The organism is Rhizobium sp. P44RR-XXIV (genome assembly GCF_001999485.2).
In the GTDB taxonomy this organism is placed as follows: Bacteria; Pseudomonadota; Alphaproteobacteria; order Rhizobiales; family Rhizobiaceae; genus Rhizobium.
Genome location: NZ_MPVZ02000027.1, coordinates 455,775 through 468,288, shown reverse-complemented (window position 1 = coordinate 468,288; position 12,514 = coordinate 455,775). Strand labels below are relative to the sequence as shown.

At 60.7% G+C, this 12,514-nt stretch carries 11 protein-coding genes and 1 riboswitch; of the genes, 6 read left to right on the top strand and 5 right to left on the bottom strand.

The features are described from left to right. Nucleotides 1-58: 58 nt before the first annotated feature. The 3 genes from BSK43_RS14470 to BSK43_RS14460 form a co-directional block, all read right to left on the bottom strand. Entirely contained in the window at nt 59-382 is a 324-nt protein-coding gene (locus tag BSK43_RS14470) for a hypothetical protein (protein ID WP_077470978.1), read from the bottom strand. Nucleotides 383-567: 185 nt separating this feature from the next. Further along, nucleotides 568-1,626, bottom strand: a complete 1,059-nt coding sequence (locus tag BSK43_RS14465; RefSeq protein WP_068394696.1) for a HAMP domain-containing sensor histidine kinase — start codon at nt 1,624-1,626, stop codon at nt 568-570. Continuing rightward, nucleotides 1,610-2,305, bottom strand: coding sequence for a response regulator (locus tag BSK43_RS14460; protein WP_136686933.1), 696 nt, complete (start codon nt 2,303-2,305; stop codon nt 1,610-1,612). Before BSK43_RS14460 ends, BSK43_RS14465 begins: the two co-directional genes overlap by 17 nt. A gap of 224 nt (nt 2,306-2,529) precedes the next feature. Between BSK43_RS14460 and BSK43_RS14455 the strand changes: the two genes are divergently transcribed. The 4 genes from BSK43_RS14455 (at nt 2,530) to BSK43_RS14440 (ending at nt 8,813) form a co-directional block, all read left to right on the top strand. Next, nucleotides 2,530-3,711, top strand: coding sequence for an efflux RND transporter periplasmic adaptor subunit (locus BSK43_RS14455; RefSeq protein ID WP_077470980.1), 1,182 nt, complete (start codon nt 2,530-2,532; stop codon nt 3,709-3,711). Between the two features lie 7 nt (nt 3,712-3,718). Next, on the top strand, nt 3,719-6,868 hold the full coding sequence (locus BSK43_RS14450; protein WP_077470981.1) for an efflux RND transporter permease subunit: 3,150 nt from the start codon (nt 3,719-3,721) through the stop codon (nt 6,866-6,868). Nucleotides 6,869-6,908: 40 nt separating this feature from the next. Continuing rightward, a complete protein-coding gene (locus tag BSK43_RS14445) occupies nt 6,909-8,396 on the top strand; it encodes an MFS transporter (RefSeq protein ID WP_077470982.1) in 1,488 nt (495 codons plus the stop codon). Between the two features lie 237 nt (nt 8,397-8,633). Continuing rightward, entirely contained in the window at nt 8,634-8,813 is a 180-nt protein-coding gene (locus BSK43_RS14440) for a hypothetical protein (RefSeq protein ID WP_136686931.1), read from the top strand. A 75-nt stretch (nt 8,814-8,888) separates the two neighbouring features. On the opposite strand, the gene BSK43_RS35705 is transcribed toward BSK43_RS14440, so the two are convergent. Both BSK43_RS35705 and BSK43_RS35700 read right to left on the bottom strand, forming a co-directional pair. Further along, on the bottom strand, nt 8,889-9,617 hold the full coding sequence (locus BSK43_RS35705; protein ID WP_246662580.1) for a phosphatase PAP2 family protein: 729 nt from the start codon (nt 9,615-9,617) through the stop codon (nt 8,889-8,891). Then, a complete protein-coding gene (locus tag BSK43_RS35700; protein WP_246662579.1) occupies nt 9,578-10,261 on the bottom strand; it encodes a hypothetical protein in 684 nt (227 codons plus the stop codon). The genes BSK43_RS35705 and BSK43_RS35700 overlap by 40 nt, the downstream gene beginning before the upstream one ends. A gap of 498 nt (nt 10,262-10,759) precedes the next feature. Then, nucleotides 10,760-10,933: riboswitch (yybP-ykoY riboswitch) on the top strand. A 1-nt stretch (nt 10,934) separates the two neighbouring features. Between BSK43_RS35700 and BSK43_RS14430 the strand changes: the two genes are divergently transcribed. Continuing rightward, on the top strand, nt 10,935-11,495 hold the full coding sequence (locus BSK43_RS14430) for a manganese efflux pump (RefSeq protein WP_077471024.1): 561 nt from the start codon (nt 10,935-10,937) through the stop codon (nt 11,493-11,495). Between the two features lie 69 nt (nt 11,496-11,564). Next, nucleotides 11,565-12,452 carry a cation diffusion facilitator family transporter gene (locus BSK43_RS14425; protein WP_077470985.1) on the top strand — a complete coding sequence of 296 codons (888 nt, stop codon included), beginning with the start codon at nt 11,565-11,567 and terminating at the stop codon, nt 12,450-12,452. The last annotated feature ends 62 nt before the right edge of the window (nt 12,453-12,514 follow it).

Below are 12,514 nucleotides of genomic sequence, written 5' to 3'. Positions count from 1 at the left end.
GGCGCCCTTGCAGGTGCGAATTCCGGCATTTCTTACCGTTGGCGGAAGCCATCACACCTCAATTATCAAAAGGCGGCTCATAGGTCTGGCAATTGGAGAGACGGCAACTTCCATCTTTCGCCGGCACCCAATCGTCAGTCGCGACATCGCCGGAGTCGCAATAGTCACTGTCGCGCACATAACGGTCATAGAGCGTGCCGGACTGCCGCGTTCCAGGATGCGTCACGATAACAGCTCCCTCGCGGTTGATCGTCTGACGCAGCGCCGCACAGGTTTGCGTGGTCGAACTGATGCGCGAAATCGCCGAAGCGGGATAGGCAGACGCGACGGTAACACCAAACAGCAGGATTGCGCTGGCGGCGTATGATAGTGAACTTGGCATGACGGTCCTCCCTTGAGTCCATTGGTAATATAACCAATTCCACAGAGACCGGTTCCAAACAGCGCACGGCTCGATATCAAAGATTTGTGACTATTCGGCCTGCATCGAGAGGCCGATGGGGGATGCCGATCTCATGCGCGCGCCGGCATTGGCTCACACACGCAGCGACGAAGCGCGATCCGGTATCAGGCGCGCGGGATCGTGACGGTGACTTTCGTGCCACCTCCGGTTCGCCGCTCGATCGCGGCCCGCCCGCCATGCGCTTCGGCGATGGCTTCGACGACGGAAAGTCCGAGACCCGATCCGCCGGTCTTTCGCGTGCGCGCATCGTCGGCCCGCCAGAAGCGCTCGAACGCATATTCACGCTCCACGCCCGTCATTCCCGGCCCATTGTCGGAAATCGATATCAGACACGCGTCGCCCGCCACTTTCACCACTGCTTCCAGCTTCGATCCGGGAGCATAGCGACCAACATTATCGATGAGGGCCAGGACCGCCTGTCGGATGCGAGCCCGGTCGGCGCTGAGGATGACGCGCTCGAGACTGGTTTCGACCTCGATCCTGCAATCGGCAAGAGTTGGTGCCGCCGAGCTTATGACGTCGGCGACCTCGGCGGCCAGATCGAACCGCGTGCAATCGAGTTCCATCCGCCCGGCATTCATCAGCGACAGCGTCTTCAGATCATCAACAATACGGGTCAGCGCGTCGATGTGACCGATCAATCCGCGGAAGACGTCCTGGCTCGGCTCATAGACGCCATCCGCAAGCCCCTGCATGCGGCCGCGCAGGATGGTGAGAGGTGTCCGCAATTCGTGGGCGATGGCCGAATTCGAGTATTGCAGCTCCTTTTCGGCCTTCTGCAGCTTCTCCGCCATCTGGTTGAAATCCTCGATCAGGCGGTCGGCTTCGCCGAAGGTTCCCTGCCCGGTGGCACGGCCGGTAAAGTCACCTTCGGCGATCGTGCGGGCGGCCTGCGTCACCGCGACGAGCGGTTTGACGAGCCGCCGGGCAAGCCGCCAGCCGACATAGGCGCCCACGGCCTGACCGATCGCGACATTGATGGCCAGCACCACGAAGTCGGTCGGCGCCCAATCTTCCGACGCACTGGGGTCGGGAAAAAGCCAATCCCAGACCCAGCCATAGATCAGGAAGCCGAAGAACATCACCGAAAGCGACACGAACGCGACTATCGTGGTCGACCAGACGATCTGCCGGTTGAGACTGTTCCTAACCAAACTCGCCAAGGCGGTAGCCTATCCCTCTGACACCGTTCAGAAGATTGCCGACGCCGGCCGCCTCCAGCTTTTTGCGCAGCTTGCTGATATGGCTGTCGACCGTGCGGTCCAATGCGTCTCCTTCGGGAAGACAGGCATCGACGATCTCGCCGCGCTCGAAAGCCCGGTTCGGGGAGCCCGCCATATATTCGAGAATGCGGAATTCGGTAAGGGTCAAGGGCAGCGCCGCGCGGCCGTCCTGAAGGTCGACATAGGCGACATGAGCCATCGGATCGACGGAAAGCCGGCCGACGCGCAAAACCTTGTTCGTCAGGCCGCTTCCCGTGGCACGCCTGAGGATCGCGCGTGCCCGTGCGACGACCTCGGCGGGGTTGAAAGGCTTGACGACATAGTCGTCCGCGCCCGAGCGCAGGCCGTGAAGCTTATCGAAGTCTTCGGCAAGGGCCGTCACCATGATGACAGGCGTATCTCCGCGCTGACGGATCGTCGCGAGGACGGCGTAACCATCGACTTTCGGCAATTTGACGTCGAGGACCACGAGATCCGGCCTCAAACGCTGATGATGAGCAAGACCGATCTCGCCGTCGGAGGCCGTCAGAATCCGGAAGCCTTCGCGCGCGAAATAGCGCTCCAGAATATCGGAGATCTCCGGCTCGTCTTCGATGATCAAAATAAGCGCATTTTCCATTCGCACCCCCTTTCCATCAGGAAAGGCTGAGCCGGCCCGGCAGTCAATATTCAATCGTCCGCCTCCACACAACCTCCACATATAGCAAACAGAAGCGCAACAATCTGCAGGTCATATCGTATGCGGCAACAAGCATGGGCTGTATCCCGGCAAGCTCCGGCCGAGCCCATGCATTTCCCTTCTTTTGATCTCGCCTTGACGGCGGGTAACCAGGACATGCATCCATGCGGACTACCCCTAGACCGACGCGCCCGAGGGCCTATCTCCTCGCCTGGCTTCTTCTCGCCTCGACGGCCGGAATTGCCCATGCACAGGAAAGCGCGGAAGTGCCGGCGCCAGCGGTCGGTGTCATCAAGCTTGTCGCCCATCCAATTCCCGTCGCAAACGAGCTTCCGGGCCGCATCGCCGCCACGCGCGTGTCCGAAGTCCGGGCGCGCGTCTCGGGAATCCTGCAGGAACGGGTCTTCGAGCAGGGCAGCCTGGTGAAGCAGGGCGACGTCCTCTATCGCATCGATCCCCGCCTCTTTCGAGTGAGGGTTCAAAGCGCCGAGGCTTCCCTGCAGCGCGCAAAGGCAACGCAGGCAAATGCACGGCAGCAACTGGAACGGCAGCGCGCGCTCCGCAAACAGAACGTCGCGACAGGTGTCGATTTCGATACGGCGAGCGTCAATCTGGCCCAGGCCGATGCCGATGTGGCGCTGGCGGAAGCAACGCTCGAAGAAGCAAGGATCAATCTCGACTATACCGAGGTACGCGCTCCGATCACCGGGGTCATTGGGGCGGCGCTGGTGACCGAGGGGTCGCTGGTCACAGCTGACGGATCCTCCAATCTGGCCCTGATCCAGCAGATCGATCCGGTCTACGCCGATTTTACCCAGTCGGCACAGGATCTCCTTGCGCTGAAAAGAGCCGTTTCCCAGGGCAAACTGGAGAGCTCCGGCCGGAGCCAGGCACGGGTCGAACTGGTCTTCGACGGCGGCGACGTTTATCCGCTACCCGGCAAGCTTCTCTTCTCCAATGCCGGGGTTGATCCCAATACGGGCCAAGTCACGTTGAGGGCGGAATTTCCGAATACCGGCGGCGACCTGCTGCCCGGCATGTATGTCCGCGTGCGTATCGAGCAGGCGATCCGCAAGGACGGGATCACCATCCCGCAACGTGCCGTCACCCGGACGGCGGAAGGCAAGCCGCAGGTCTTTGTCATCGGCGCAGACGGCAAAGCCGAAGCCCGCGACGTCGTACTCGGCCAGGCGCTCGATGCCGAATGGAGCGTCGATACCGGACTGAAGAATGGCGAGACGGTCGTTGTGGACGGTGTCCACAAGATCCAGCCGGGCAGCAAGGTCGTGGCCGAACCATGGGTCGCCACACAAAAGGAACAAGGCCCCGAGCAGGCGGCAAACTAGGTATCCAATGGCACAGTTCTTCATCAGGCGCCCCGTCCTCGCATGGGTTTTCGCCCTATTCATCATGATCGCTGGCATCATCGCGATCCCGTTCCTGCCGGTCGCCCAATATCCGAACGTCGCGCCGCCGCAGATTTCGATCTCGACTTCATACCCTGGCGCCTCGCCGCAGGAGATCTATCAGGGCGTCACACGACAGATCGAGGAGGAGCTGAATGGCGTCGCCGGCCTGAAATATTTCGAGTCCACATCCGACAACTCGGGATCGGTCAGCATCAGCGCCACCTTTGCGACGGGCACGGATATCGCCAAGGCGACCGTTGATGTGCAAAACGCCATCCGCCGGGTCGAGGCCCGCCTCCCGGCGACCGTCAGGACACAGGGCATCGATGTCGACGAGGCGGGCTCAGGGTTCCTCTTGATCGCCGCTCTGACGTCGACCGACGGCAAGATGGATGAGATCGCGCTTGGCGACTATATCAACCGCAACATCCTGGGTGAGCTTCGGCGCTTGCCGGGCGTCGGCCGGGCGCAGCTCTTCGCCTCCCAGCGGGCGCTGCGCATCTGGATCGATCCCAACAAAATGGTCGGGTTCAAGCTCACGACAGAGGATGTCAACGCCGCCATCACGGCCCAGAACGCCCAGGTCGCGGCCGGGCAGATCGGTGCGTCGCCCAATCCCGTTTCCCAGGACATCACGGCCAGCGTCATCGTTCAGGGTCAGCTTTCCAGCCCCGAAGCCTTCGGCGACGTGATCCTGAGGGCCAATGCCGACGGCTCGACCGTGAGGCTTCGCGATATCGCCCGCATCGAAAACGGAGCCGAAGCCTATTCGTTCGCGACGCGCCTGAACGGGCAGCCGAGCGCCGGCCTTGCGATCCAGCTATCGACGACGGGCAACGCCGTGGCGGTGTCGAACGCCGTCAAGGCAAAGATGGACGAACTGGCCCGGTTCTTCCCCCAGGGCGTGAAGTATTCCATTCCCTACGACACGAGCCCGTTCGTCACCGCCTCCATCGAAAAGGTCGTTCACACCCTGATCGAGGCGATGGTGCTTGTCTTCATCGTCATGTTCGTCTTCCTGCAGAATTTCCGCTACACGGTCATACCGACCCTAGTCGTGCCGGTCGCGCTGCTCGGAACATGCGCGGTGATGTACGCCACCGGCTTCTCCATCAACGTGCTGACCATGTTTGCCATGGTGCTCGCGATCGGCATTCTCGTCGACGACGCCATCGTCGTGGTCGAGAACGTTGAGCGCATCATGGTGGAAGAAGGGCTGCCACCAAAGGCAGCCACCCAAAAGGCGATGGGGCAGATCACCGGCGCGATCCTCGGCATTACCCTCGTCCTGTCCTGCGTCTTCGTGCCCATGGCCTTCTTCCCCGGCGCCACCGGCGTTATCTATCGGCAGTTCAGCCTGACAATGGTGGTCTCGATCATCTTCTCGGCCTTCCTGGCCCTGTCGCTGACGCCGGCACTTTGCGCCACTTTCCTCAGGCCCGTCTCCGCGAACCATCACGAGAAGAAAGGCCCCGGCGGCTGGTTCAATCGCAAGTTCGAGCGACTGACATCCGCCTATTCGGCATCCATTGCGGGTGCTGCAAAGCGCTCGCTGCGGATGATGGTGATCTACGTCGCGCTGTTCGTCGGCGTCGGCTACCTGTTCATCAACCTTCCGACAGCGTTCGTTCCGGACGAAGACCAGGGCACGCTGATTGCCGACGTGCAAGGCCCGGCCGAAGCCAGCGCCAACCGGACAGTCGCGTCGCTGAAGCAGGTCGAGACGATCTTCAGGCAGGAGCCGGCGGTCGAAAACATCTTCACGATCCAGGGATACAGCTTTTCCGGCAGCGGCCCCAATGCCGCCATCGCTTTCGTGACGCTCAAGGACTGGAGCGCACGCGGTGACGGCAATAGCGCCCAGGAGATCGCCGGCCGCGTCAACAAGAAGCTGTTCGCGATCAAGGATGCGACATCCTTTGCGCTCTCGCCGCCTGCTATCGATGGTTTCGGGACGACCAATGGTTTCTCATTCCGGCTTCAAGACAGAGCCGGAAAGGGCCAGCAGGCGCTCAAGGCTGCGAGCGATCAACTGATAAGCAGCGCTGCTGCCAGCAGTGTGGTGACCAACGTCCGAACCGAGGGAATGGCCGAGGCGGCACAGGTCGTGCTGGTCATCGACCGCGACAAGGCCAATGCCTTTGGCGTCTCATTCGCCGATATCAACAACGCCATCAGCGCCAATCTCGGATCGTCCTATATCAACGACTATCCGAATGCGGGCCGGATGCAGCGCGTGATCGTCCAGGCCGAGGGACGAAGCCGCATGCAGTCCGAAGACCTGATGAAGCTCAACGTCCGCAATTCAAGCGGCGGCATGGTGCCGCTATCCTCCTTCGCCATTGCCCGCTGGCAGAAAGGCCCTCCGCAGATCGTCGCCTATAATGGCTATCCCGCCATGCGCATTACCGGCGAAGCCGCACATGGTCAGTCATCGGGTGCGGCCATCAAGGAGATGGAACGCCTGGCGGCGACGCTTCCGGAGGGATTCGGTTTCGAATGGTCCGGCCAGTCGCTTGAGGAGATCGCGTCGGGATCGCAGGCTCCTATCCTGTTCGGCCTTTCCATCCTCTTCGTCTTCCTGCTGCTGGCGGGCCTTTACGAAAGCTGGTCGATCCCCTTGTCGGTCATGCTGGTGGTGCCTCTTGGCATCGGCGGCTGCGTCCTTGCCATGTCCTTGCGCGGGCTACCGAACGACATCTATTTCAAGGTCGGCCTGATTGCGATCATCGGCCTGTCGGCGAAGAATGCCATTCTGATCATCGAGTTCGCCAAGGATTACTACGCCCAGGGCAAGTCGCTGCTGGAATCCGCCGTCGAGGCCGCACGCGTCCGCTTCCGGCCGATCATCATGACCTCGCTTGCCTTCACGCTGGGCGTGGTGCCGCTGGCGATCGCGACCGGGCCCAGCGCGGCAAGCCAGAACGCCATCGGAACCGGCGTCCTCGGAGGAATGATCTCGGGAACGATCCTCGCGATCTTCTTCGTCCCCGCCTTCTTTGTCTTCGTACTGAAGCTGATGAGGACGAAGCGACCGGTCGCCGACCCCGGCGCAAGCGAAGCCGCCCAGTCCGTCTCAGAGGCCGCGCAGTGATGTCGTCAGCCTGTCCGTCAAACCTTCCTACAGGTGTCCAATGCGCTCCAATCCGTGGCTAGTGCTTTCATCCGTCATCCTGGCGTTCACGCCTGTCGTCGTCGACATGACGGTTCTCCACGTCGCCATTCCCACCCTCACCCTTGCCCTGGGCGCATCGGGAACCGAGGTGTTGTGGATCATCGACGTCTATCCGCTGGTCATGGCGGGCATGCTTGTCCCGATGGGCACGCTTGCCGACAGAATCGGTTATCGGCGCATGCTCCTGGTCGGGCTTGCAGTCTTTGGCGTCGCATCCATCGTCGCGGCATTCTCGACCACCGCAGCCATGCTGATTGCCGCACGAGCGGTACTCGGCATCGGCTCCTCGATGATCATGCCGTGCATTCTTGCCGTTATCCGCCAGACATTCGAAGACGACGCTCAGCGCGCAAACGCGCTCGGCGTCTGGAGCGTGGTCGGCATGGCGGGTGCAGCGATCGGCCCCCTCGTCGGAGGCGTGCTGCTCGAGCATTTCTGGTGGGGCTCGGTCTTCCTCATCAACGTTCCCATCATGATGATCGTCATCCCCTTGGTCTGGCTTCTCGTTCCCGCCACACCGGGCAATAGCGAGGCCGTCTGGAGACCCGGGCAGGCGGTGCTGCTCATCGCAGGACTTATCCTGACCGTCTACGGCGTGAAGTCCGGGTTCAAAATGATGCCGAGCATCTTCTGCCTCATCCCGCTTCTCGCGGGCCTGGGCTTCCTCACATGGTTCGCCAGCATACAGATGGCATCCGACAACCCGATGCTGGATCTTTCGCTATTATCCAAGCCGGTGATCGGCATCGGCCTGCTGATGGCCTTCGTCGCAAGCGCCTCGCTCGCCGGCTTCGAACTCGTTCTGGCGCAGGAGCTTCAGTTCGTCCTTGGCAAGACACCGCTCGAGGCAGGCATTTTCATGCTGCCGCTGGTGATCGCCGCTGCCGTCGGCGGCCCCTTGGGAAGTAGGCTCGCCACTCGTTTCGGTTTGCGCATCGTCGCCTCGCTGTCGATGGCATCGGCGGCATTCTCTCTGCTGGCGATCGCGTTCTGCGACTTGGCGCAGGATACCTATATCGTCGCCGGTCTCCTGGCCATTCTCGGCCTTGCGCTCGGAATTGGCCTTCTGGCATCGTCCATCGCGATCATGGGCGGCGCGCCGAAGGAAAAGGCCGGGGCAGCAGGCGCGCTGGAGAGCAGCGGTTATGAGCTCGGCGGCGGCCTGGGTGTGACCCTGTTCGGCGTCCTGGTCAATTCGATCTACAGATCGTCGTTTTCGGATCCATCCATGGCCAAGGACGGGGCCTGGAATTCCATCGGCGAAGCGATGACCGTCGCACGTGCGGTAGGCGGCGCCCGAGGCGTGGAGATCGCGGCTGCGGCACAGGCAGCCTTCGGCACGGCGCATGGATCGGTTTTGATGCTGGCCGGCATCATGATCGCGCTGCTTTCCGTCGCCATCTTCATATCGCTTCGCGACACATCCCCGGAGCACGAACATCCATAAGGCGTGCGCTCGGAGGATTTATCGGCTCTTGAAAGAGACCGGGATTGATCTCGCGCGGGGACGTTCGTGGGCAAGTCTAACTCCCGACCATCGATCGCTGACGATTTCTCCACGCGACCTCTACAGTCGTCTGCTTTGAATTCGATCAATCATCTCGAAAGAGACCTGCCTTACCGGGCATGCGAACCGCCCCGTTCGGGCTCCCAAAAAGCCGAGGCTTGGAAAGCAATGGAATCAATGATGCTGTTTCGTCTGCTGCCGGCAATCTGCTTCATCGCAATGCTTTGCGGCATCGTGCTGTCCATAGCCGTGGTGCGGATTGGTGACGTCCATATCCGAGCGGCTGTCCAATATTCCGGGGTAGACCCGATCAATGGACCGCCCGGCTTCATCCGCGTCCACGCGATGCGGCGCTGATATGGCCGGGCGGCCTGAGCAGATGATGTCGAGCAAACCGCCGCGGTAACCACAGCGGATGTTGGCTTTTGCTCTCTATTTGCTCTGAGCCGCCTTGCGTTCCGACAGGTCGATTGCGCTCATCGATGCCGCATAGAGATTAAGGCGCGAATAGACACCGAACGAAGAACCATCATCCAGAAAACCGCCGCCAGGGCCTTCGGTCTCGGTCAGAATCTGATTGGCTTCCTCGAGCGTCAACGACGGAAACGCCACAGTCAGGAGATGGCCAGCTTCCGGAGCCAGCGTATTGACGTCTTCCTTCACGCCGAAGTTTTTCGGGTAGACGACAGGCAGACCGTAGGTCTGCGTGGCATCATAGGCTGCCTGGTTCATGGCCGGGTTGCTGAGCCGGCCGATGTCGTCCTGGGCGCATGTTTTGATGTCCGCACCGCAGATGGTCTTCAAAGTTTCAGTCAGATCGGCTCGCGCGGCGGTTACGGCTGCCTGATAGTCCTTGATCACAGGCGCGCCCTTGAGGGTCCGCCCGACATAGGCGGGATCGTTGGCGAGCAGGTGCGCGAGATCGTAGGTCGCAAGGGTGCGGCCACCGAGGACGTCCATCGCATAATGCGCGCCCATCAGAATGCGGTCGTTGCCATATTCCGACGCGCGCGTGATCATTTGCGGATAGCGCTCGGGGACGAGCACCGCCAGCAGAATAGACCCCATGAAGCCGTAGGTCGTGTGCCCGCTCGGGAAGGACGGGCTGTCGATCAGGTTCATCACCGGCCCGCGATTGTAGACCGTATTATTCGCTGGCACGCCGAAGTAATCGCGGCCGACAATGGGGAGGACCTGCGGTTCGGTCTGGAACGGGCGCGAGTCGCCAAAAGCGTCTGCACCTGACGTGCCGGCCGGCGGCCGTAATTCGAGCCGAACATATCGGTAGTGCCGCCAATCTGTTTCAGAATGTCGGCTGCCTCCGCCGAAACGGGTGTCTTGCCATCCGTGGTACCGTTGGCGAAGAAGTACTTCCCGGCATTGGAATCAGAGCCCGTGGTCGAATTGGTATAGGCGATCAGGTCGGCTACAGCCTGCGATATGCTCGTGAAATGCTCGCGATCCTGATAATGCGCCCGCGCGACATAGGCGCTTCCAAGCGTCGTCCCGAGACCGTCAGCCAGTTCCGCCAGATTGCCGTCGGTGATATAGGCGTCCCTGAGCGCTTGCTGCTGCTGCTCTGTAAAGGGGAGCAAGGTCGACTGACGGATATCGCCCGTCTGGATGCCGCCAGTGACGGCGTAGTTCGAAGACAGGGCTGCCTTCCCGCTTTGCGTTTTGCCCAGCAGCGTCAAAGGGCCCAACCCTTTGAGCACGGCGAGGTTGGCGACGGTCTGCGCCTCCCCGGGGGCAGCATAGCTGAGGCTGAGACCAAGAGCGACCGCAGCACATTGCAAAATCCGCATCGTTTAACTCCTTGGCAAGGCGATTGATGGCCGAAACAATTCCCCGCCATTTTCGGTTTGGCAACACGTTTTTGCACCGCATCAATCAAGCCTCTCAGATCACTAGCCAATTTAATGATCGGCCCGGCAGAGAAGGGTGGCCTTGCATTCGGTCGCGATAATCGGCCGCCATCACCAATCCCCTTCAGGTTGTCCGGAGAGCTTCCACACACCGCAATGGCGCCGCGAGACCAAAGGCGGGGCCACTCAAATTTCCATGGCAAGCGACTCCGTATCGCCCCGCCTGCAGCAAACTCCGTCATCGATCGATCATTCCACAGGGCCCTGATGCATGAGGCAAAGCGCCGCCTTTTCGAGCATTTGAAGGGAGAGTTTTTGCGACTGATTTGCATATGCATTTGCAACTGCAAAACACACTGCAAATATTTGGAAAATAATGATAATTTCGATGCTGTCGGCACGACTTTTGGTTGACAGGAAACCCTCGATGAACTAGGTCCTGCGGGCATCGGGGAGTAGCCACCGCTAACCCAGCGGGAGCGTGTCAACACACTCGTGCGCATTGCACGTGGCACGTTCAGTCGATTGATCGGCTCGGCAAGACCGTGGCGAAGCTCGCCTGGCTCGGACAAGGCGGAGGACGCCCGGTTTGCATGTCCGCGAGGCTTTCGAGATGTCATTCTTTGCAATTGTCGTACTGGCGTTCAGCATGTCCATGGACGCGTTTGCCGTTTCTGTCGGTCGAGGTGCGGCCATGGGCCGGCCCCGCTTTTCGGAAACCATTCGCACCGGCATCGTTTTTGGTGTCGTGGAAGCGATCACGCCTGTCATCGGCTGGGCAGCCGGCGTTGCGGCAGCAAGATATGTCAGCGCTGTCGACCATTGGATCGCGTTCGGATTGCTTGCTGCCGTCGGTGCAAACATGCTTTACGCAGCGATCCGAAACAAGGCGGATGACGACACGCGCCCGGCCATGTCCTTTGCGGTATTGATGGCAACCGCCATCGGCACCAGCCTCGACGCGATGGCCGTCGGCGTCTCGCTTGCATTCCTCCAGGTCAACATCATCGTCATCGCTGCCGCCATTGGCGCTGCAACATTTCTGATGTCGTCGGGTGGCATGTTCGTCGGACGGTTGATCGGCGAGCGTTTCGGCAGGATTGCCGAGGGTATAGCCGGCGCGGCGCTGATCGGGCTTGGCAGCTCCATCCTGTATGAACATCTGCTCGCCTGACGGCGATCGACAGCAGACTATGGTTTTGACGATAGGCTTGCAGCGGCCTTTCCTGATAATGGGACCGATATGGAACGATCTCTGAAAATTGCCCTCGGAAGTTTCGGCGTCAGCCTCCTCGTCCTGGCAATCAAGTATGCGGCCTATTGGGTAACCGGAAGTGTCGCGCTCTTATCGGATGCGCTGGAAAGCATCATCAATGTCGTGTCCGCAGTGGCAGTTATCGTCTCGGTGAAGATCGCCTCCCAACCGCCGGACGAAGAGCATCCTTACGGGCACCACAAGGCGGAATATCTTTCCGCGGTGCTCGTGGGCGCCCTGATCATCGCGGCTGCCGTTGCCATCATGCATGAAGCCTATAACGGCTTTCTTGCTCCCAAGCCGATCGATGCGGCTTGGACCGGCCTTGCCGTCAGCTCATTTGCGACCGTGATAAATGTGGTATGGGCCAACCTGTTGATGAGGCAGGGGCGTATTCAACGCTCGGCATCCCTCGTCGCTGATGGCAAGCACCTGATGGCCGATGTAATCACCTCCCTCGGTGTCGTGGTCGGCGTCGCTCTCGTCGTCTGGACCGGGATCACGCAACTCGACGCGGCCATCGCGGCACTTGTTGCAGTCCATGTTCTCTGGAGCGGCTGGGGCGTCCTGAAGGAAAGCGCAAGCGGTCTACTGGATGAAGCTGCTCCGCCCGAAGAGCTCGCGCATATCCGGGAGATCATCTCCCTCAACGCCGATGATGCGATCGAAGCCCATGCCTTGCGGACGCGCCACGCCGGCAAGGCCACCTTTATCGACTTTCATCTTGTCGTCTCGGCGACAATGACTGTCGGACAATCTCACGATATCTGCGACCGGATTGAGGACGCCCTGCGCGAAGCGATTTCCGGAGCCATTGTAACAATCCATGTAGAGCCCGAACACAAAGCCAAGCACAAGGGAATCGTGGTCGTGTGAAGGGTTGCGTTTCGCATCCTGCACCGGAGACCAGGCCCGTCGGAGACCTGTCTCTCAAATCA